The organism is Vibrio orientalis CIP 102891 = ATCC 33934 (assembly GCF_000176235.1).
Taxonomy (GTDB): domain Bacteria; phylum Pseudomonadota; class Gammaproteobacteria; order Enterobacterales; family Vibrionaceae; genus Vibrio; species Vibrio orientalis.
In genome coordinates this window covers 1,992,942-2,016,201 of the sequence record NZ_ACZV01000005.1, presented here as the reverse complement: position 1 = coordinate 2,016,201, position 23,260 = coordinate 1,992,942, and the positions used below count along the sequence as shown (strand labels likewise).

The following is a 23,260-nucleotide window of genomic DNA, read 5'->3' as shown; positions in this document are numbered from 1 at the left end:
GTGGAAATCATGTTTACAGTTCTACTTGTGATTTACCTGTTGGCAGCGGTTGGTGTAATCGGCCTAGTGTTGATTCAACAAGGTAAAGGCGCAGATATGGGAGCCTCATTCGGTGCTGGCGCATCAAACACAGTGTTTGGCGCAAGCGGCTCAGGTAACTTCCTAACCCGAATGACTGCAATTTTTGCAACAGTATTTTTCATCCTTAGCTTAGTGCTTGGTAATATGTCTACACATAAGACTGAGTCACAGTGGGTAGACCCGACTCAAGGTCAGGTTATCCAGCAAGCTGATGATGCGAGTGAAATTCCAGCCCCTCAAGGCGACGAAATTCCTCAATAAGCTATTCTAGCTTTTAGATAGATTTAGCTGCCGAGATGGTGAAATTGGTAGACACGCTAGCATGAGGTGCTAGTGCCTTAGGTGTGAGGGTTCGAGTCCCTCTCTCGGCACCATTGATTTACAAACTTGTAAAACACCTTGGAGAGCGTATAATGCTCGACAAGTCGGACGCGGGGTGGAGCAGCTTGGTAGCTCGTCGGGCTCATAACCCGAAGGTCGTCGGTTCAAATCCGGCCCCCGCAACCAAATCCCTTTTCTTTTATAGATAGTGGATTGGGACAAGTTTGCGTAGTAGTAATACTACGAGTTAGATGGCATAGATATCATCTAACGTATCAGGGTCCAGCAACAAAAACCCCGACTTTTCGGGGTTTTTTGTTATCTAAATTTCCTTAACTGGAGATTTAGAGCTTTGCTTGGAATTTAAATTGGGCTCTGAGCCCTTTTTTTGTTTCTGGAGTGGTTAAAATGACTGGTTTAGAAAGACAACTTACTGAAATGCTTGAAGCTCCTGTAGCGGCATCAGGTTATGAGTTAGTTGGATTAGAATTTATTCGCGCAGGCGAGCATTCAACGTTACGTATTTTCATCGATCACGAGAACGGCATTAATGTCGACGATTGTGCTGAAGTTAGCCGCCAAGTGAGTGCGGTTATGGACGTTGAAGATCCAATTACTGTGGCTTACAACCTTGAAGTGTCTTCACCAGGTTTAGAAAGACCACTTTTCAAAGCTGCACACTATGAACAATTTATTGGTCACGAGGTAAGCATCGTTTTGAAGATGGCTGTTGGCAACCGTCGTAAGTGGAAAGGTGTAATCCACGCCGTCGATGGTGAGACAATCTCTGTTACTGTTGAAGGTAATGAAGAAGAGTTTGCTCTAAGCAACATCTCAAAAGCTAACCTTATCCCTAAATTTTAATTAAAGTCTTAGAGGCTATTTAAAATGAGTAAAGAAATTTTAGCGGTAGTAGAAGCGGTATCGAACGAAAAAGCGGTACCTCGTGAACGCATCTTTGAAGCCCTTGAAATTGCTCTAGCAACATCAACTAAGAAAAAACACGAAATGGAAATTGACGTTCGTGTTGAGATCGACCGTAAAACTGGTGAATTTGAAACTTTCCGTCGCTGGGAAGTAGTAGAAGTTGTAGAAAGTCCAACTAAAGAGATCTCTTTAGAAGCGGCTCAATACGAAGATCCAGAACTAAATGTTGGTGACTTTGTTGAAGATGATATTGAGTCAGTAACGTTTGACCGTATTACGACTCAAACGGCTAAGCAAGTTATCGTACAAAAAGTACGTGAAGCTGAGCGTGCTCAAATCGTAGAACAGTTCATCGATAACGAAGGTGAGCTAGTTACTGGTGTGGTTAAGAAAGTAAACCGTGAAACGGTTGTTCTTGACCTAGGTAACAACGCTGAAGCGGTTATCCTACGTGATGACCAACTTCCTCGTGAAAACTTCCGTCCAGGTGACCGTGTTCGTGGTCTTCTGTACAAAGTTGCTCCAGAAGCACGTGGCTTCCAGCTGTTCATCACACGCTCTAAGCCAGAAATGCTAGCTGAACTGTTCCGTGTTGAAGTACCAGAAATCGCTGAAGAGATCATCGAACTGAAAGGTGCAGCTCGCGATCCAGGTTCTCGCGCTAAAATCGCAGTTAAAACAAACGACAAACGTATCGACCCTGTAGGTGCGTGTGTTGGTATGCGTGGTGCACGTGTACAAGCTGTATCTGGCGAGCTTGGTGGTGAGCGTATCGATATCGTACTTTGGGACGATAACCCAGCTCAGTTTGTTATCAACGCAATGGCTCCTGCTGATGTTGCTTCTATCATTGTTGATGAAGATACAAACACAATGGACATCGCTGTTGAAGCAGACAACCTAGCGCAAGCTATCGGCCGTAATGGTCAAAACGTACGCCTAGCGTCTCAACTAACTGGTTGGGAACTAAACGTAATGACAGTTGAAGATCTTCATAAGAAACACGCTGAAGAATCTCAAGCTGCAATTGAAAGCTTCATGAAGCACCTAGATATCGAAGAAGACTTTGCTCAACTACTTGTTGAAGAAGGCTTCTCAACGCTAGAAGAAGTTGCTTACGTTCCTGTAAACGAGCTTCTTGAAGTTGATGGTCTAGATGAAGACCTAGTAGAAGAACTACGTAGTCGTGCTAAGAATGCACTAACCACACTTGCGCTTGCACAAGAAGAGTCTTTCGAAGGTGTTGAGCCTGCAGAAGACCTACTAGGCCTAGAAGGTCTTGAGCGTGAGATGGCATTTAAACTGGCAGCAAAAGGTGTAGCAACACTAGAAGACCTTGCTGATCAGGGTATCGACGATATTGAAGGTATTGAAGGTCTAACCGAAGAACGTGCGGGTGAGCTAATCATGGCAGCTCGTAATATTTGTTGGTTCGGCGAAGACGCATAATTTTCAGCAAGGAGGAAGCGGCATGACACAAATTACTGTTAAAGCACTGAGTGAAGAAATTGGAACTCCAGTGGACCGCTTATTAGAACAACTTGCTGACGCTGGTATGAAGAAAGCGAGTAGTGATCAAGTTTCTGACGACGAGAAGCAGAAGCTTTTGACTCACCTTAAGAAAGAGCACGGTGACACTTCAGGTGAAACTGAGCCTACTCGCTTAACTCTACAGCGTAAAACTCGCAGCACACTGAGCGTAAATGCAGGTGGCGGCAAGAGTAAGGATGTTCAAGTAGAAGTGCGTAAGAAGCGTACTTACGTGAAGCGCAGCACTATCGAAGACGAAGCAAAACGCGAAGCTGAGGAAGCAGCGAAGCGTGACGCTGAAGAGCTTGCGAAACGTGAAGCTGAAGAGCTTGCAAAACGTGAAGCTGCAGAGAAAGCACAACGCGAGGCCGAAGAGAAAGCGAAGCGAGAAGCGGATGCAAAACGTGACGCTGAAGAGAAGGCACAACGCGTACAAGCTGATAAGGCTAAGAAAGACATGAATGCAAAAAATGCAGAAGTGAATACTCAAGCGAAGAAAGAAGCTGACGAACTTAAGCGTCGTCAGGAAGAAGAAGCACAGCGCAAAGCAGAGCAAGAAGCTGCGAAGCTTGTTGAAGAAGCTCGTAAGCTAGCTGAAGAAAACGAAGCGCGCTGGACTGAAGAAGAGAAGAAGAAGAAAGAGTTAGAGAATTCTGACTACCACGTAACGACTTCTACTTACGCTCGTGAAGCTGAAGATGCAGCTGACCGTAAAGAAGAAGGTGGCCGTCGTAAGAAGAAGAAGAAAACTTCTGGCAACGATGATCAAAACCGTGGTGGCCGTAACCAACGTGGTGGCCGTGGCCGCAACAGAGGTAAACTAGCTAAGCCTACTTCAATGCAACAAGGTTTCGATAAAACGGCAACAGTAGCGAAAGCAGACGTTGCTATCGGCGAAACTATTGTTGTCTCAGAGCTTGCTAACAAGATGTCTGTTAAAGGCACAGAAGTTATCAAAGTAATGATGAAGATGGGCGCAATGGCGACTATCAACCAAGTGATCGACCAAGAAACAGCGGCGCTTGTTGCTGAAGAAATGGGTCACAAGGTTATCCTACGCAAAGAGAACGAGCTAGAAGAAGCGGTACTATCAGATCGTGATAACAGCTTAGAATCAGTACCTCGTGCACCAGTAGTAACTATCATGGGTCACGTAGACCATGGTAAAACGTCTACACTTGACTACATCCGTAAAGCACACGTTGCTTCAGGTGAAGCGGGCGGTGTCACGCAGCACATCGGTGCATACCACGTTGAAACTGATAACGGTATGATCACCTTCCTTGATACTCCTGGACACGCGGCATTTACAGCAATGCGTGCTCGTGGTGCTCAAGCGACAGATATCGTTGTTCTAGTAGTAGCAGCAGACGATGGCGTAATGCCACAGACAATCGAAGCGATCCAGCACGCGAAAGCGGCGGGTGTTCCTCTGATTGTTGCTGTAAACAAGATCGATAAAGAAGACGCAAACCCAGATAACGTTAAGAACGAGCTAGCTCAATATGACGTTATTCCTGAGGAGTGGGGCGGTGAGAACATGTTCGTTCACATCTCTGCGAAACAGGGTACAAACATCGAAGGTCTTCTAGAGACTATCCTTCTACAATCTGAAGTTCTAGAACTGACTGCAGTTGAAGAAGGCATGGCGTCTGGTGTTGTTGTTGAATCTCGCCTAGATAAAGGTCGTGGTCCAGTTGCAACAGTACTTGTTCAATCAGGTACGCTAAACAAAGGTGATATCTTACTTTGTGGTCAAGAATACGGCCGCGTTCGTGCAATGCGCGACGAAAATGGTAAAGAAATCACTTCAGCAGGTCCTTCTATCCCTGTAGAAATCATCGGTCTATCTGGTGTGCCATCTTCAGGTGACGAAGCAACTGTAGTTCGTGATGAGCGTAAAGCGCGTGAAGTTGCAAACTACCGTCAAGGTAAATTCCGTGACGTGAAACTTGCTCGTCAGCAGAAGTCTAAGTTAGAGAACATGTTCTCTAACATGACTGCTGGTGAAGTTGCTGAACTTAACGTTGTACTTAAAGCAGACGTTCAAGGTTCTGTTGAAGCAATCGCAGACTCGCTACTGAAACTTTCTACTGACGAAGTGAAAGTGAACATCGTAGGTTCTGGTGTTGGTGGTATTACTGAAACTGACGCTGTTCTTGCTGAAGCTTCAAACGCTATCATCCTTGGCTTCAACGTTCGTGCAGATGCTTCAGCGCGTCGTGCAATTGAATCAGCTAACGTTGACCTACGTTACTACTCAATCATTTACCAATTGATTGATGAAGTGAAACAAGCAATGGGCGGCATGCTAGCTCCAGAATTCAAGCAAGAGATCATTGGTCTTGCTGAAGTACGTGACGTATTTAAGTCACCTAAACTGGGCGCAATCGCTGGTTGTATGGTTACTGAAGGCATCATCAAACGTAGCAACCCTATCCGCGTACTACGTGAGAACGTTGTTATCTATGAAGGTGAACTAGAGTCACTTCGTCGCTTTAAAGATGACGTTCAAGAAGTTAAGAACGGCTACGAGTGTGGTATCGGCGTTAAGAACTACAATGATGTTCGCGTTGGTGACCAGATCGAAGTATTCGAAATCGTAGAAGTTAAACGTACTCTTGACTAATTGACTAACATTGCTGGCTTACTCATTGATGAATAAGCAGTAATTGGTTGTTGAATACGCCATGGGGGGCTGGAATTTATCCATCCCCCCATTCTTTCTAATAAGAGAAAAGATATGTCAAAAGAATTTAGCCGCACGCAGCGTGTTGCACAGCAGCTGCAAAAAGAACTTGCGATGATCCTTCAACGTGAAGTTCGTGATTCTCGCCTAGGTATGGTGACCATTTCTGATGTAGAAGTGTCACGTGACCTAGCGTATGCAAAAGTATTCGTTACTTTCCTATGCATTGGTGAGCAAACACCAGAATCTTGCCTAGAAGCACTGCGTGAGCACGAAGTGCACATTCGTATGATGCTAGGTAAGCGCATTCGTCTACGTCTAACGCCAGAAGTTCGCTTCTACTACGACAATACTCTAGTTGAGGGTATGCGTATGTCGAACCTTGTGTCTGAAGTGGTCAGCGAAGACAAGCGCAAGCAACAAGATTCAGGTCGCGAAGAAGACCAGACAGGTGAAGAGTAATGGCTCGTCGTCGTAAAGGTCGTCCAATTAATGGCGTTATCCTTTTGGATAAACCAACAGGCATTTCATCTAATGATGCACTGCAAAAAGTAAAGCGCATTTACTTTGCAGAAAAAGCAGGTCATACCGGTGCACTGGATCCCCTAGCGACAGGTATGCTGCCAATTTGCCTTGGTGAAGCAACCAAGTTTTCTCAGTTCCTGTTGGATTCTGACAAACGTTACCGAGTTATCGCGAAATTAGGTCAGCGTACCGATACATCTGATTCAGATGGTGAAGTTGTTGAGACTCGTCCAGTAGACGTTTCTTTAGATAAGCTTGAAGAGTGTATCGATAAGTTCCGTGGTGAATCTGACCAAGTGCCTTCAATGTTTTCTGCGTTGAAGTATCAAGGCAAGCCTTTGTACGAGTATGCTCGTCAAGGTATTGAAGTGCCGCGTGAATCACGCAAGATTACCGTGTATGAAATTGTCCTGCATCGCTTTGAAGGTGATGAAGTGGAGATGGAAGTACACTGTTCTAAAGGCACTTATATCCGTACTATCGTCGATGACCTGGGTGAAATGCTAGGTTGTGGCGCTCATGTGACTATGCTTCGTCGTACTGGGGTTGCAAAATACCCGTATGAGAAGATGGTGACGCTTGAGCAGTTAAATGAGCTACTTGAGCAAGCACACCGTGATGAAATTGCTCCTAAAGAGTTGCTCGATCCGCTGTTATTGCCAATGGATACTGCAGTTGAAGATTTGCCAGAGGTGAATTTGAATGCTGAGTTAACCAACCTAGTACAGCATGGTATGCCAGTACAAGTATTAGGCGCACCAGAAGGGACGCCACTGCGTATGACTTCTGGTGAAGAGAAACTCTTTATTGGTGTTGCAGAAATTAATGGCGACGGTAAGGTTGCGCCAAAGCGCCTTGTTGTTTTCCGTGATGAAGCCGAGCAGTAATTAGCTTTCCCGCGAATAAAAAAACCGAAGCCTAATGCTTCGGTTTTTTGTCTCTGGCCGCTCGTTATCTACTTGATAAGGCCACTTTCTTTTAGTCTCTCGCGCAGCTCATCGGCTCGCTTTCGGTTAACGCCAAAATCCGAATAGCCAACACGTGACTCAGAGCGTACTAGTAGTTTATCGCCTTCAATTTTTAGCTCTAAGTCGTCAACAAAGCGCATGATCTTAGAGGTACACTCAACACGTAAGTAACCACTTTCTTTGACCGCGGTTTTAGCTCCGGCTAGCGTGAGGGCTGCTTGTTCAATACTGTCGATATTTGCATCTGCTGTTAGGGAGAATGGGGCGAGCTGATATTTCTCCCGGTTATCTTGGGTTGAGACACAGTTGGGTTTATCACCACATGGTGAAGCAGAACGATCCGTCATGGTTTGAACTCCTTGGCTACAAGCGGTTAAACCCAACACAGCAATGGAAAGGAGAGCGGCTTTCTTCATGTTGAATTCCTGTTTGTTATTGTGGCTTAATTATATGTAACGCAAGAAAAAAGGATCCAATCATAGGATCCTTTTGTGATATTGATAGAGCTAAAATTGGATCAGACTTCTAGATAATCGAGAATGCCTTCTGCTGCTTTTCGCCCTTCATCAATCGCGGTCACGACCAGATCCGAGCCGCGAACGGCGTCGCCACCAGCAAAGATCTTTTTATTACTGGTTTGGAACATAAATTCTTGCTCAGAAGGCGCTTGGATACGCCCCCATTGATCGAGTTCGACGCCATAAGGTTCAAGCCAAGCCATTTTATGTGGCTGGAAACCGAATGCCATGATTACCGCATCGGCTTCAAGCACGTGTTCACTGCCTTCTACTGGCTCCGGACGGCGACGTCCTGCTTCATCTGGCTCACCAAGAGCAGTCTTCACCACCTTAACACCAGAAACTTTGCCTGAAGCATCAACTTCTAAGCCAAGAGGTTGCAGGTTGAACATAAAGTTAACCCCTTCTTCTTTGGCATTTTTCACCTCGCGGCGAGAGCCTGGCATATTGGCTTCATCTCGACGGTAAGCACAGATGACGTGGTCTGCATTTTGGCGAATAGAGGTGCGAACACAGTCCATTGCAGTATCACCGCCACCAAGCACCACCACTTTCTGGCCTTTCATATCAATGAATGGCTTGTCGTCCTCTAAATCCATCACTTTATAAGTGTTGGAAACGAGGAAAGGCAGGGCATCGTACACACCAGGTGCATCTTCGTTCTCAAGGCCAGCACGCATGTTTTTGTAGGTACCGACGCCAAGGAACACCGCATCGTAGTCATCAATAAGTTGCTGCATTTGGATATCTTGGCCCACTTCAGTATTAAGGCGGAACTCAACGCCCATTTCGCTAAAGACTTTGCGGCGGTTTTCCATCACCCCTTTTTCGAGCTTGAATGAAGGGATACCGAAGGTGAGTAGCCCACCAACTTCTGGGTAACGGTCAAATACCACAGGTTTAACGCCATTTCGCACCAGAATATCAGCCGCTGCGAGACCAGCAGGACCTGCACCAATAATTGCCACCTTTTTGTCGGTCCATTCGACTTTCGACATGTCTGGTTTCCAGCCCATCTCAAAAGCTTTGTCAGTAATATATTTTTCAATATTACCGATCGTGACGGCCCCGAAATCATCGTTAAGAGTACAAGATCCTTCACACAGTCGGTCTTGTGGACATACGCGGCCACAGACCTCAGGTAAGCTATTGGTTTGGTGGGACAATTCCACCGCTTCGATAATGCGCCCCTCGTTAGCCAACTTTAGCCACTGAGGGATATAGTTGTGAACCGGACATTTCCATTCACAGTAAGGGTTACCACAGTCTAAACAGCGATCCGCTTGGGCAGTTGCTTGTTGTTTAGTAAAAGGTTCGTAGATTTCGACGAATTCAATCTTACGAATTTTAATTGGTTTTTTCGCAGGATCTACACGTTGTACGTCGATAAATTGGTATACGTTCTGGCTCATGTTCTATACATCCTCCATGACTTACTGGGCTTGAACGCGCAGTTCTGCAGCGCTGCGGCTTTGGTGACCAAGCAGAGTGTTGAGATCTGCCGCTTTTGGTTTCACCAAGTAGAACTTTGGAATCCATTCATCAAAGTTCGCCAAAATATCTTCCGCATGCACTGAGCCGGTTTCTTCTAGGTGCTCTGCAATTAGACCACGTAGATGTTCTTGGTGAATATGTAAGTCAGATAGAGCAACCGCCTCGACTGACTCTTCATTTACTCGGCCTTGGAAGTCATCATTCTTATCCAAGACGTAAGCGAAACCGCCAGTCATACCTGCACCAAAGTTAACACCCGTCGCGCCAAGTATCGCGACAATACCGCCCGTCATGTACTCACATGCGTTGTCGCCAGCACCTTCAATCACGGCAATCGTGCCTGAGTTACGCACACCGAAACGCTCACCTGCGGTACCTGCGGCAAATAGTTTACCTCCGGTTGCTCCGTATAGGCAGGTATTACCAATGATGGTGGCTTCATTACACTTAAACGCAGTGCCTTGGTGTGGTTTGATGACGATCTTGCCGCCTGCCATACCTTTACCCACGTAGTCGTTGGCATCACCGGTTAGATAAAGCTCAACGCCTCCGGCATTCCATACACCGAAAGATTGTCCGGCAGTGCCATCAAGGTGGAGCTTAATGGGTTTGGCAGCCATACCTTGGTTGCCATAACGCTTGGCGATTTCACCAGATAGTCGAGCGCCAATAGAACGGTCGGTGTTGATGACGTTATAGAAAAAGTCAGCGGATTGTTTTGCTTCTACCGCTGCTAGAGCATCTTCAATAATTTTCTGGTTGAGCTCTGCTTTATCAAACGGCGCATTTGGCTCCGTCCAGTAAACAGGATGACCTTGCGGTGAAACTGGAGCTTCCAAGATGTTTGAAAGATCGAGCTTGCTCTGCTTCGCCGTCATCCCTTCTACAGCCTCGAGTAGATCAGTGCGTCCAATTAAATCGGTCAGCTTCTCGACACCAAGTTCAGCCAGTAACTCACGGACTTCATCAGCTAGGCCAACAAAGTAGTTCATCACCATTTCAGGTAGGCCTTTGAAGTACTCTCTACGTAGCGTGTCATCTTGAGTAGCAACACCGGTCGCACAGTTATTAAGGTGACAAATACGTAAGAACTTACAGCCCATTGCGACCATAGGCGCAGTACCAAAGCCAAAGCTTTCAGCACCTAAGATAGCGGCTTTCACGACATCAAGGCCGGTCTTAAGGCCACCATCGACTTGCAAGCGAATCTTATGGCGCAGGCCATTCGCAACGAGTGCTTGCTGAGTTTCAGCTAGGCCAAGTTCCCAAGGGCTGCCAGCGTATTTTACTGAGGTCAGCGGGCTAGCCGCAGTGCCGCCATCATAGCCGGAGATGGTGATAAGGTCGGCATAAGCTTTCGCAACACCGGTGGCGATAGTGCCAACGCCCGGTTCAGAGACCAGTTTTACTGAAACTAGAGCTTTCGGATTGACTTGTTTTAGGTCGAAGATTAGCTGGGCCAAGTCTTCAATTGAGTAAATATCATGGTGCGGTGGCGGTGAAATGAGCGTCACGCCTTGTACTGAGTAACGAAGTTTCGCTATTTCAGCGGTTACTTTATGGCCCGGCAGCTGACCCCCTTCGCCTGGCTTAGCACCTTGCGCCACTTTAATTTGCAGCACATCGGCGTTAGTCAGATAGTGCGGCGTGACACCAAAGCGGCCGGAAGCAATCTGCTTAATGCGCGAGTTACGTTCAGTGCCGAAGCGACGTGGGTCTTCACCACCTTCACCTGAGTTTGAATAGCCACCTAAGCGGTTCATTGCAGTGGCAAGAGCTTCGTGTGCTTCTGGGCTAAGTGCACCAATAGACATCGCCGCCGAGTCGAAGCGCTTAAACAGTTCGTTACTTGGTTCAATCTGCTCAAGTGGAAGTGGGGCGTCAGCCTTTTTCAACTGCATTAAGTCACGCAGCATCGCAATAGGGCGCTCGTTGACCTGCTTAGCAAAGCTCTTGTAGTCTGATGATTCACCAGATTTGACCGCTTGTTGCAGTGTGCCGACCACATCAGGGTTGTAAGCATGGTACTCGCCGCCGTGAACATACTTGAGCAAACCACCATGTTCGATAGGCTTGCGTTTTGCCCAAGCTTTACGAGATAAATTGTAAATGTCTTGCTCGAAATCTTCGAAGTTGGCACCTTGAATGCGTGTCGTAACACCTTTAAAGCACAAGTTAACGATATCTTGGCTTAGGCCAACCGCTTCAAACAGTTGTGAACAGCGGTAGGAAGCAACCGTCGAAATACCCATCTTCGACATGATCTTATATAGACCTTTATTGATGCCGTATTGGTAGTTCTGCATCACTTCGCGATAGCTCTTATCAATGCCACCATCGTCGATGACTTTGCCAAGCGCCTCGTAGGCTAAGTATGGGTAGACCGCTGTTGCGCCAAAACCAAGCAGCACCGCAAATTGGTGAGGATCACGCACGGTACCTGTTTCTGCAATTATGTTGGCATCGCAACGCAAGTTAGCATCGATCAGGCGGCTTTGAACGGCGCCGACGGCCATTGCTGCCGGAATTGGCAATCGCCCTTTCTTGAGGTTGCGGTCTGATAACACAACCAGCACAGTACCATCTTGTACCACTTCAACCGCTTGGTCACACAGGTCTTGGATCGCTTTCTCTAGATCTTTCTCTTCTGGATCATAATTTATATCGAGTATCGTGCTGCGATAGTATTCGTCATTCAGTTCCAGCAGTTGCTGCATATCAGAATAGAGCAGAACCGGTGAACCAAAGGTTACGCGGTGGGCGTGTCCATCCGTTTCGCAGAACACGTTCATCTCTTGGCCAATACTGGTGGCCAGTGACATAACATGCTTTTCACGTAGCGGGTCGATTGGCGGGTTCGTTACCTGAGCAAACTTCTGGCGGAAATAGTCGGTGACTAGACGCTCTTTAGAAGAAAGCACCGCCATAGGGGTATCATCACCCATTGAACCGACAGCTTCTTGTCCCATATCTCCAAGTACGCGTAGCACTTGATCGACTTCCTCGTTGCTCATCGCAAACTGTTTCTGGTAAGTCTTAAGCTGGTCTTCGGCGAAGCTGCGCTGACCCACTTTATCATCCGGTAATTGGGAGAATGGGGTCAGCTTATGGACGTTGTTATCCATCCATTCGCGGTAAGGGTGGCGACCTTTAAGGTCATTATCAATTTCGCTCGACTGCCATAGTTTGCCTCGGCGAGTATCGATCACTAGTAGTTCACCCGGCCCGACGCGGCCTTTCTCAGCCACCTCATCTGGCGCGTAATCCCAAATCCCCACTTCAGATGCGAGTGTGATTAGCTTGTCTTTAGTAATCACATAGCGAGCAGGGCGTAGGCCGTTACGGTCTAAGTTACAGGCTGCGTAGCGTCCATCAGATAGAACGATTCCCGCAGGGCCATCCCACGGCTCCATGTGTTTGGAGTTAAAGTCGTAAAAGGCGCGCAGATCAGGGTCCATATCTGGGTGGTTTTGCCATGCTGGCGGAACCAGCATGCGCATCGCACGGAAGATATCCATACCGCCAGCCAAGAACAGATCCAGCATGTTGTCGAGACTTGAAGAGTCGGAACCTGTTTCATTGACGAATGGTGCCGCGGTCTTTAGATCTGGCAATAGCGGCGACGAGAACTTGTAAGCACGCGCCCGCGCCCATTGGCGGTTACCTTCAATGGTATTAATCTCACCATTGTGTGCTAAATAGCGGAACGGCTGAGCAAGTGGCCAACGAGGTTGCGTGTTGGTTGAGAAGCGCTGGTGGAACAGACAGATCGCCGACTCCATACGAAGATCTGCAAGATCTAAATAGAAGCGTGGCAGGTCTGCAGGCATACATAAGCCTTTATAGACCATCACTTGAGTCGACAGGCTACAGATATAGAAGTCACTATCATCAGTGATCTGTTTTTCAATACGTCGGCGGGCAATATAAAGGCGACGTTCAATATCGCGTTCACGCCAACCAGCAGGAGCTGAAATAAAAACTTGCTGAATATTTGGCAGCGAATCTACTGCGATTGGGCCTAGCACCGCTGAGTTAGTTGGCACTTCACGCCAACCCGAAACGGTCAAGGTCTCTTGCGCAAGCTCTTGGTTTATAACATCTTTGGCTAGTTTCGCTTTAGCAGGATCTTGATTGAAGAAAATCATACCTACGGCATATTGCTTGCCAAGGTTAAAGCCATTTTCTTCAGCGATTAAACGCAGATAAGAGTCCGGTTTTTGTAGTAATAGACCACAACCATCACCGGTTTTGCCATCTGCCGCAATACCGCCACGGTGGGTCATTCGGTCTAGTGCAGAAATGGCAGTACGTACCAATTTATGGCTTGGTTCACCTTCCATGTGTGCAATCAAGCCAAATCCACAGTTATCTTTTTCAAGATTAGGATCATATAGAGCCATTGCAATTCTCCCTTTGCTTCACCTGTCTCCCGACAGAACTACCAACATTAAAAGGGTTGGTATATATGACTAACTATTCGTTCTAATTGTTATTATTTGTATAAATATGCACTAAATTCCGTTAGAACTATTAACAAATATTGAGGAAATATTTTTCATCGACTTCACAACGTATAGGTTATTGTAAAAAAGGTCAAGTTCTTGGTGGAAAATCATGCCAATGTGCGATTTACCACTTAATACGCTGTAATAGTCTATATAATTCAGAAGCTTAAGGTTTTTAATGTTACATTTTTGCAACATTGTCTGTTTCGGAAAAATAAAAAAGACCAGCACAATGTACTGGTCAAATCATAAAGTTTGGAAGGATTGTTTATTTAATCTTTGCCACCCAGAATCTACTAAAGGAAGCAGCTTGGGTGGCTAGAGATTATGCAGATAGCATCAATGAGTCTGCTTTCGCCTCTAGGTTTGAGTTACCCATTAGGTAATCATCAATGGCAATGGCACATTCACGACCTTCGTTGATACAACGTACAACCAAAGACTGGCCAGTACGCATATCACCTGCGGCAAAGACACCTTTTTGGTTAGTTGCAAAACCTTCAGTCGCGACATTACCGCGCTCATCCAGTTTGATATCTAGTTGCGCTAACACACCTGTTGGTTCTGGGTGAAGGAAGCCCATTGCAAGGAATGCCATATCACATGGAATCACACGCTCAGAGTTTGCTACTTCTTCAAAACCTGGGCGCTCACCTGGTTTCGCGTCTTGCCAAACGATGTCAGCAATACGTAAACCAGTGACTTCACCTTTATCGTTACCAATAAATTCCTTAGTCAGGATATTCCAATGACGCTCACAACCTTCTTCATGAGAAGTGGTTGTCTTCATGATCATTGGGTATTGAGGCCAAGGCATATTTGCAGGACGTTTCTCTGGTGGAATCGGCATGATTTCAACTTGAGTCACGCTTGCTGCTTTATGACGGTTAGACGTACCAACACAGTCAGAGCCAGTATCACCGCCACCGATAACCACAACATGCTTATCTTTAGCGTGAATTTCTTCACCCTTAAGATCCATATCGTTTGCACGGCGATTGTTTTGGCCTAGGAATTCCATTGCGAAGTGAACACCTTTCAGCTCACGACCCGGTACTGGCAAATCACGAGGAACCGTTGAACCACCTGTTAGTAGCACTACATCAAATTCTTGACGTAGTTGCTGAGCATTTACGCTAACCCCAACGTGTTGGTTTACTTTGAACTCAACGCCCGCTTCAGCCATTAGGTTGATCTTACGGTCAATGACATCCATGCCCAGTTTAAAATCAGGGATACCAAAGCGCAGTAGACCACCGACTTTTTCATCACGCTCAAATACTGTCACTGAGTGACCAGCACTGTTTAGCTGCTCAGCCGCTGCAAGACCTGCAGGGCCAGAGCCGATGATTGCAATGGTTTTACCCGTACGTGAACGAGGCGTTTTAGGTTTTGCGTACCCTTCACGGTACGCAGTTTCTACAATCGTTTTCTCGATATTACAGATGGTGATTGGATCTTGGTTGATGCCAAGAACACATGCACTTTCACAAGGTGATGGACAAACACGACCAGTAAACTCAGGGAAGTTATTGGTTGAACTTAGAATGTTCCAAGCTTCTTCCCAGCTGTCACGGTATACCGCGTCATTGAACTCAGGAATGATGTTACCAATCGGACAACCGCTGTGACAGAAAGGAACACCACAGTCCATACAACGAGAAGCCTGAGTATTGATCTTGTCACCAAACTCTTCGTTCAGAACGAATTCTTTGTTGTCTTCAATACGAACCGATGGGTCGAGCTTCTTTGGAAGCTCGCGACCATGTTCTAAAAATCCAGTAGGCTTACCCATTATACTGCCTCCACTTGTTCCGTTTGTGCTTGCTCTGATTCAGCCTTACGCTTTTGAAGAACCGCTTTGTAGTCACGCGGCATTACCTTAACCATAGAGGCTAGGCTTGCTTCAAAGTTATCAAGGAAAGACTGAGCAACTTCACTTCCTGTGAATTGAACTTGCTTGGTTAGCATTTCTTTAAGTAGTTCACGATCTTCTGCTTCGATTGGGTCGAGGTCGACCAGTTCTGGGTTGAGCTTAGTTTCAAAGTCACCAGACTTGTCCCAAACGTAAGCCACACCACCACTCATACCAGCCGCAAAGTTACGACCTGTTGAGCCAAGGATTACCGCAACACCACCCGTCATGTATTCACAACCGTGGTCACCGACACCTTCAACAACAACTTTCGCACCTGAGTTACGAACACAGAAACGCTCACCAGCCATACCGCGAATGTAAGACTCACCCGAAGTTGCACCGTAGAAACATACGTTACCAACAACGATGTTATCTTCAGCGACGATAGTCGATTTAGCATCTGGGTAAAGTACTAGCGTACCGCCAGATAGACCTTTACCCCAGTAGTCGTTGGCGTCGCCTTCAACTTCGAACTTAACGCCTTTCGCAAGGAATGCACCGAATGATTGACCTGCACTACCGTTGAACTTCACGTTCATTGGTTGAGGGAGACCGGCATCTTTGTACACCTTCGAGATTTCGTTCGACAGCATGGTACCTGCAGAGCGGTCTGTGTTGATGATAGGGAACTCAGCATTGACTGCTTCACCTTTCTCAAGTGCAGGAATAGCCGCTTGAATCAACTTACGGTCGAGAACGTCTTCTAGGTTGTGGTTTTGCTGCGTTTGGTTGTATACACCATCGTCTTCACGCGCTTGCTCGATATGTAGCACAGGCGTTAGATCGAGATTCTTGTACTTCCAGTGGCCGATATCATCACGAACTTTCAATTTATGTGATTGACCAACCATCTCATCGATAGTGCGGTAGCCTAGCTCAGCCATTACTTCACGCAGGCCTTCAGCCATGTATTGGAAGAAGGTGACAACATCTTCTACGCGGCCATCGAAGCGCTCACGTAGTGTCTTGTTCTGAGTTGCGATACCTACCGGACAGGTGTTCTTATGACACTTACGCATCATGATACAGCCTTCAACAACCAATGCAGCGGTTGCCACGCCCCATTCTTCAGCGCCAAGTAGTGTTGCTACTGCTAGGTCGCGAGGTGTCTTCATCTGACCATCAGACTGAACCACGATACGGTTACGTAGGCCATTCTTTAGAAGTGTTTGGTGCGTTTCCGCTAGACCAAGCTCCCAAGGTAGACCTGTATGACGGATAGACGACATCGGTGATGCACCTGTACCGCCATCGAAACCTGCGATAAGTACAACGTCAGCTTTCGCTTTGGCTACACCTGAGGCGATAGTACCTACGCCAGCTTCCGATACGAGCTTCACGTTGACACGGCCAGCACGGTTCGCGTTCTTCAAGTCGTAGATTAGCTGAGCCAAATCTTCGATTGAGTAGATATCGTGGTGTGGTGGTGGCGAGATTAGACCTACGCCCGGAGTCGAGTGACGTGTTGCACCGATCCAGTCATCAACCTTATCACCTGGTAGCTGACCACCTTCACCTGGTTTCGCACCTTGAGCCATCTTGATCTGTAGCTCATCTGCGTTAGTTAGGTAGTAAGACGTCACACCAAAGCGGCCTGAAGCCACCTGTTTGATTGCAGAGCGTTCCCAGTCACCGTTTTCTTTACGTTCGAAACGAGTTGGGTCTTCACCACCTTCACCAGAGTTTGATTTCGCGCCGATGCGGTTCATCGCAACTGCCAGTGTGGAGTGTGCTTCGTAAGAGATAGAGCCGAATGACATAGCACCTGTCGCGAAACGCTTAAGGATGCTTTCGATTGGCTCGACTTCTTCTAGTGGGATTGAACCTGCTGGGTTCTTAACAAAGTCTAACTGGCTACGTAGCGTTGCTGCGTTATCGCCTTGGTCATCAACCGCTTTCGCATATTTCTTGAACTGAGCGTAATCTTTGTTACGAGTCGACTCTTGCAGTAGTGAAATCGTTTCAGGGTTAAACAGGTGCTTTTCACCACGCTGTTTCCACTGGTAAACACCACCAACATCAAGAACTTGTACTGGGATTTCACGTGTTGGGTAACCAATGCGGTGACGCACGAGTACTTCTTTCGCGATGTCGTCGATCGTTAGACCTTGTATGCGTGAAACCGTACCTGTGAAGTATTTATCGACTACAGACTTGCTGATACCAAGCGCTTCAAAGATCTGTGCACCGTGGTAAGACTGTAGCGTAGAGATACCCATTTTCGAGAAGATCTTCAGTAGGCCGCCATTGATCGATTGACGGTAGTTCTCAAATAGATCACGAATGTTTGTTTCTGGATCTAGTTTCTTAGTGCGTTGCAGCTCAACCATTGTTTCAATAACTAGGTATGGGTTAACTGCGTTTGCACCGTAACCGATTAGCGTTGCGAAGTGGTGCGTCTCACGCGCATCACCTGTCTCAACCACGATGTCACATTTCGCACGTAGACCCTTGCGGATTAGGTGGTGGTGAACAGCGCCAACCGCAAGCATTGCTGGAATAGCGGCGTGGTTAGAGTTAACAGCGCGGTCAGTCAGAAGGATGATTGAGTAACCATCAATAACGGCATCTTCTGCGTACTGACAGATACGCTTTAGTGCACGCTCTAGTTTGCCTTCGTCTTCACTTGCTTGGAATACGATGTCTAGTGTCTTCGCTTGAAGGTGCTCGTTATCGATAGCACGCAGTTTCTCAAGCTCAGAATTAGAGAGAACAGGCGACTCAAGCTCTACTTTTTGACAGTGCTCTGGAGACTCAGCAAGCAGGTTCTGATCCTTACCAAGGTAAGTGTTCAGCGACATAACCATACGCTCACGAATCGGGTCGATTGGCGGGTTGGTTACCTGAGCGAACAGCTGTTTAAAGTAGTTTGAAAGATGTTGTGACTGGTGCGAAAGAATCGCTAGTGGCCAGTCGGCACCCATTGCAGAAAGAGGCTCTTTACCATCTTTCGCCATCGGTACGATGATTTCGTTGACTTCTTCAGAGCTAACACCGAATGCTTGCTGTTTGTGCAGTAGCTTCTCTGGTGATGGCTGACTGAATTCGTTGCTCGCATCTGGCAGTTTCTTCAGACTTAGCAGGTTCTCTTCTACCCACTTCTCGTAAGGTTGTGCGTTAGCGATACCATCTTTCACTTCTTCATCTGAAATGATTCGGCCTTGCTCTAGGTCAGCAACGAAGATACGACCAGGCTGTAGACGACCACGGAACTCAACATTCTCTGGCTCAATCTCAACAACGCCAGATTCCGATGCCATTACTAGGAAATCATCTTTGGTCACTGTGTAGCGAGAAGGACGCAGACCGTTACGGTCAAGTGTTGCACCAACTTGAACACCGTCAGTGAAACATACTGATGCTGGGCCATCCCATGGTTCCATTACGTTGGCGTGGTATTGATAAAACGCGCGACGTGTTGGATCCATGTTTTTGTTTTCTTGCCATGCTTCAGGAATCATCATCATTAACGCATGTGGCAGGCTACGACCAGATAGAACTAGGAGCTCTAGCGCCATATCGAAGTTTGATGAGTCCGAACTGCCTTCTTGACAGATAGGCAATAACATATCGATCTCAGCCTGAGTGAACAGGTCAGATTCGATGATTGCTTCACGGGCTTTCATCCAGTTCAGGTTACCGCGAACTGTGTTGATTTCACCATTGTGAGCAATGTAACGGAAAGGCTGAGCAAGGCGCCAGCGCGGGAATGTATTGGTAGAGAAACGAGAGTGAACCAGTGCGAGTGCGCTCACCATGGTTGGATTCTGTAGATCTAAGAAGTACTGAGGTACTTGCTCTGTTGTTAGCTGACCTTTGTACACCACGGTCTTGTAAGACATAGAGTTGATGTAGAAGTCATCGCCAATGTTAGACACGCTCTCTAGACATACACGAACGGTGTAATTACGCAGTACATATAACTTACGCTCTAGCTCTTCTGGAGTGATGCTTGGGCCACCAGAAATAAATACGTGTTCAAACTGAGGCTCAGTACTGAGTGGATCTGCACCAATCATCGAGTTATCAGTTGGCAGAACACGGTAGCCAATGACGTCTAGTTCAAGGCGTTGTGCGTTACGTTCTAGAATATCGCGACATTGAGCACGTTTGTGTTCATCTTTAGGGAAAAGTACAACACCGACACCGTATTTTTCAAAAGAAGGTAACTTGATACCAAGTTTTACCGCTTCTTCTAACAGAAACTCATGAGGTTTTTGTAGCAAGATACCTGCACCGTCACCCGAGCATGGGTCACAGCCTTGACCGCCACGGTGTTCCATACGAGCAAGCATGTCGAGTGCTTGCGTAACTACTGCGTGTGATTTGCGGTTTTTAAGGTGAGCAACAAAACCGATACCACAAGCGTCATGCTCCAGCTCTGGAGTATAAAGACCTTGTGATCTTTGCTCTCTATCTACCATGGATACATCCTTCCAGTTCAAATAGGCGCAATTGGGCTAGTCGAAACTAGTTCTACGTCCTGTCCTTTATTTTTATGATTCGAAGTCGCCTAGGTTGGTGACTTTGATTCCATTCCGTATCTCGCAGGAAAAATATTGCGAGAAAAACAATCCTTGGTGTAATCCATTTTTTTTGTATCACAATCTAGTGATTTATATAGGTAGGAGTTGGAAAACACCGATGTTTTGCCGAATTTGTATGTAATTTAAAATACATAAAACAGCAAAATCTGTAAGTATCCTACAATTTAGTTAGGCGGAAATGCAATCAAAACTCGACTCTGTTGCCCACTTTTTTCGTCGTTTAAATGAATAATATGTTTAACTTCTACATAACAATCAGCCTGAGGCACGTTATTTCTGCATGTTTATTGACTTTGCTTAACTTATCACCTGTTTGAAATCGTTACATTTCGCACTCGATTATTTTTCAAAACTGTAATTAAATTACACAAATCTTAATGATATTCATTTCGATCTACGGGTAAGAGTAAATATGCAACTTCATGAGCTAGTCAACACCATTGGACAAGACTTACAACGTCGTTACGGAGAGAAAGTACACAAGCTGACTTTGCATGGCGGATTTAGTTGTCCCAATCGTGATGGCACCATAGGTCGTGGCGGCTGTACGTTTTGCAATGTTGCGTCGTTCGCAGATGAAGAGGCTCAAGCCAAAAGTATTCACGATCAGTTGATTGATCGTGCCGGTGAAATTGATCGAGCGAAAAAGTACCTCGCTTACTTTCAAGCCTACACCAGCACATATGCGGAAGTGCAAGTGTTGAAAAACATGTATGAGGAAGCATTAAAAGCAGCTGATATTGTTGGACTTTGTGTTGGCACCCGCCCTGATTGCGTGCCTGACGCGGTGTTGGATTTGTTGTCAGGCTATGTCGAACAAGGTTATGAGATCTGGTTGGAGCTTGGATTACAAACGGCGAACAATCAGACGCTTAAGCGTATTAATCGCGGTCATGATTTTGAATGTTATGCCGAGATCACCAAGCGCGCCCGAGCGTTAGGTATTAAAGTGTGCACCCACTTAATTGTCGGGTTACCGAAAGAAACGCGCGAAGATAATATCGCGACTATGGAACAAGTGCTGGCGGTTGGGACTGATGGTATCAAGCTGCATGGATTGCACATTGTTGAAGGCAGTACGATGGCCAAAGCCTGGAAGGCGGGACGACTTGAAGCTCCTGAGCTTGATGAGTATGTCTCAATTGCCAGTGAAATGATCCGTATGACACCACCCGAAGTGGTCTATCACCGAGTTTCTTCAGCGGCGAGAAGACCAACGCTTCTTGCTCCGTTGTGGTGTGAGAATCGATGGTTGGCGATGACGGAGATTGGTCGCACCTTGAACCTAGAGGGGGCTCAGGGGACGTTAATTAATCAACCATTTATATACACAAAACCAATATTAAAGGCTGAATAGTAAGCAATAAGCTGATATCTTTTGTACCCTTACAATGGGTATAGCATAGAGTTTGAGTATTGGGATGGAGCAAGTATTAGTTTGGTTGTGGGACACGACCCACGGGCATGGTTTTGATCTTGTTGTCATCTTACTCGCGATTATTATCACGGCTGCGATCTACGCTCGTAACCAAGCTCATTTAGTTGAGCTTTTGGTTACCACTCCCAATGCTTTACTTTTAATCGATAGCAAGAGTGGCGAATTGCTGCTTGCCAACTCGGTTGCGAGCCAAGTACTCGGCGTTCGCCGAGTTGGCAAAAATTTCATGTTACCTGATCTGGTTACCCCGAAGTTTTTACTGACTTCAGTGTCACCATTCACCGGACGCTTTTTCTCATCTCACACCATCAGTTGGCCATTATCAAAAAGCCGTAGAATTGATCTGGATGTGGTCGGACGTAAAACCATTTTTCGTCGCCGAAGTGTTTGGTTGCTCTACTTTTCTACTCACCAAGAAACGGATGCCGAGTTAAAGAATCAAGTGAACTCTTTATCGATTGTAAAAAGTGCTTTCGATAATTTATCTGAGCTGATTTTTATTAAAGATAAAGATGGTCGACTTATTTCAAGCAACCGAGCATTCCAACGTTTTTGGCATAACCGAGAAGGTGAAGGCGTCGCTGATATCGAAGGGGTAATTAAAGGGCGAGCGAGTAAAAGACGTTGGACTGTGACGCCAGATGGCCGTAGTTGCTTGCTTGAGAGCTATCAAAGCGCATTGATTTCTTCGAGCGGTGAGAAAATTGGCACCTTGGGCATTAGCCATGATGTGACCGATTGGCATGACATGCAAAAGAGTCTGCGTGATGAGATGGAAAAGCGTAAAGATACCGAAGTGGCACTGGCCCAGCGCGATACGATTTTACAAAACATATTAGAATCGAGCCCCGATTCTATTGGTATCTTTAACGAAAATATGGTTTACCAAGCGTGTAACCAGCCTTTTGTTAAAGCACTTGGTATTGCTGAAGTGAATGACCTTATTGGTAAGCGCTTGCAAGACGTCATTCCTAATGAGTCCTACAGTCGCCTATCAGAAACAGACAACAAAGTTCTTCATGAAGGTAAGTCCCTGCGTTATATCGACCGTGTGGTAAATAGCAACGGCCAGTTCATTTGGTACGATGTAGTTAAATCTCCTTTCAGAGATCCAGCCTCTGGGACAAATGGGGTGCTCGTGATGGCGCGTGATGTATCGGAGCGATACCTTGCGGAACAAAAATTAGAAGAAGCTAACCAAGAGTTAGAAAGGTTGAGTTTCATTGATAGCCTGACACAGATCGCTAACCGCCGCCGTTTTGATGAGCAGCTTGATATATTGTGGCATGTCCACATTCGAGAGCAGCAGCCAATGACGGTGATGCTGTGTGACATTGACTACTTTAAAGGCTTTAATGACTTTTACGGCCACCAACGTGGCGATGAAGCATTGATTAAAGTCGCAGAGGTGTTCAAAAAGGTATTGCCTCGCTCTAGCGACAGTGTGGCTCGTTATGGTGGTGAAGAGTTTGCTTTTATCTTGCCTAACACTACTGCTGAAGGGGCGAAGAAAGTTGCCCAGCGTATCCATCAAGGCGTCGCTGAGTTAGCGCTCGCTCATAATTCTTCTAACGTATCAGACATCGTCACGGCCAGTATTGGTCTCGTTTCTTTGGTACCGCAGCCACTCGACAATAGTGAGTCCATCGTTGCCTTAGCAGATAGTGCTCTCTATCAGGCGAAAGCCAATGGTCGTAACCAAACCTGTGTGCATCACACATCAGAGAATTAACGTTTTGTTGACTAAGGATTCTTTTAGCTGTCGCTAGGTAAAACAGGTAGAATTTATCTATCGT

13 protein-coding genes and 2 tRNA genes are annotated in these 23,260 nt (G+C 46.4%); 10 read left to right on the top strand and 5 right to left on the bottom strand.

From position 1 onward, the window contains the following. The first annotated feature begins 9 nt into the window (after nucleotides 1–9). From secG to truB, 8 genes are all read left to right on the top strand, one after another. The gene (secG, locus tag VIA_RS19865; protein ID WP_004415521.1) at nucleotides 10–342 is read left to right on the top strand and encodes a preprotein translocase subunit SecG; all 333 of its coding nucleotides are present in this window, start codon (nucleotides 10–12) and stop codon (nucleotides 340–342) included. A gap of 29 nt (nucleotides 343–371) precedes the next feature. Continuing rightward, nucleotides 372–455: transfer RNA gene (locus VIA_RS19860), tRNA-Leu, on the top strand. A gap of 56 nt (nucleotides 456–511) precedes the next feature. After that, nucleotides 512–588: transfer RNA gene (locus VIA_RS19855), tRNA-Met, on the top strand. Nucleotides 589–810: 222 nt separating this feature from the next. Further along, nucleotides 811–1,266 (top strand): ribosome maturation factor RimP, encoded by a 456-nt coding sequence (rimP, locus tag VIA_RS19850; protein ID WP_004415518.1) that lies wholly within the window; start codon nucleotides 811–813, stop codon nucleotides 1,264–1,266. Nucleotides 1,267–1,290: 24 nt separating this feature from the next. Continuing rightward, nucleotides 1,291–2,778 carry a transcription termination factor NusA gene (gene nusA, locus VIA_RS19845; RefSeq protein ID WP_004415516.1) on the top strand — a complete coding sequence of 496 codons (1,488 nt, stop codon included), beginning with the start codon at nucleotides 1,291–1,293 and terminating at the stop codon, nucleotides 2,776–2,778. A gap of 22 nt (nucleotides 2,779–2,800) precedes the next feature. Further along, nucleotides 2,801–5,488 carry a translation initiation factor IF-2 gene (infB, locus tag VIA_RS19840; protein WP_004415513.1) on the top strand — a complete coding sequence of 896 codons (2,688 nt, stop codon included), beginning with the start codon at nucleotides 2,801–2,803 and terminating at the stop codon, nucleotides 5,486–5,488. A 114-nt stretch (nucleotides 5,489–5,602) separates the two neighbouring features. Next, the gene (gene rbfA / locus VIA_RS19835) at nucleotides 5,603–6,010 is read left to right on the top strand and encodes a 30S ribosome-binding factor RbfA (RefSeq protein WP_004415511.1); all 408 of its coding nucleotides are present in this window, start codon (nucleotides 5,603–5,605) and stop codon (nucleotides 6,008–6,010) included. Further along, nucleotides 6,010–6,960, top strand: a complete 951-nt coding sequence (truB, locus tag VIA_RS19830; RefSeq protein WP_004415508.1) for a tRNA pseudouridine(55) synthase TruB — start codon at nucleotides 6,010–6,012, stop codon at nucleotides 6,958–6,960. The genes rbfA and truB overlap by 1 nt, the downstream gene beginning before the upstream one ends. Before the next feature lie 68 nt (nucleotides 6,961–7,028). On the opposite strand, the gene VIA_RS19825 is transcribed toward truB, so the two are convergent. The 5 genes from VIA_RS19825 to gltB (VIA_RS19805) form a co-directional block, all read right to left on the bottom strand. After that, a complete protein-coding gene (locus VIA_RS19825; RefSeq protein ID WP_004415505.1) occupies nucleotides 7,029–7,457 on the bottom strand; it encodes a DUF1499 domain-containing protein in 429 nt (142 codons plus the stop codon). Nucleotides 7,458–7,558: 101 nt separating this feature from the next. Next, nucleotides 7,559–8,971: an FAD-dependent oxidoreductase gene (locus tag VIA_RS19820; RefSeq protein WP_004415502.1), complete on the bottom strand. Its 1,413-nt coding sequence runs from the start codon at nucleotides 8,969–8,971 to the stop codon at nucleotides 7,559–7,561. Between the two features lie 21 nt (nucleotides 8,972–8,992). After that, nucleotides 8,993–13,456 carry a glutamate synthase large subunit gene (gene gltB / locus VIA_RS19815; protein WP_004415499.1) on the bottom strand — a complete coding sequence of 1,488 codons (4,464 nt, stop codon included), beginning with the start codon at nucleotides 13,454–13,456 and terminating at the stop codon, nucleotides 8,993–8,995. A gap of 430 nt (nucleotides 13,457–13,886) precedes the next feature. Continuing rightward, entirely contained in the window at nucleotides 13,887–15,356 is a 1,470-nt protein-coding gene (locus tag VIA_RS19810) for a glutamate synthase subunit beta (RefSeq protein ID WP_004415498.1), read from the bottom strand. Beyond that, a complete protein-coding gene (gene gltB, locus VIA_RS19805; protein ID WP_004415497.1) occupies nucleotides 15,356–19,903 on the bottom strand; it encodes a glutamate synthase large subunit in 4,548 nt (1,515 codons plus the stop codon). Before gltB (VIA_RS19805) ends, VIA_RS19810 begins: the two co-directional genes overlap by 1 nt. 535 nt (nucleotides 19,904–20,438) lie before the next feature. Between gltB (VIA_RS19805) and mnmL the strand changes: the two genes are divergently transcribed. Next, a complete protein-coding gene (gene mnmL, locus VIA_RS19800) occupies nucleotides 20,439–21,383 on the top strand; it encodes a tRNA modification radical SAM protein MnmL/YtqA (protein ID WP_004415496.1) in 945 nt (314 codons plus the stop codon). Between the two features lie 64 nt (nucleotides 21,384–21,447). Continuing rightward, nucleotides 21,448–23,196, top strand: coding sequence for a diguanylate cyclase domain-containing protein (locus VIA_RS19795; RefSeq protein WP_004415494.1), 1,749 nt, complete (start codon nucleotides 21,448–21,450; stop codon nucleotides 23,194–23,196). The last annotated feature ends 64 nt before the right edge of the window (nucleotides 23,197–23,260 follow it).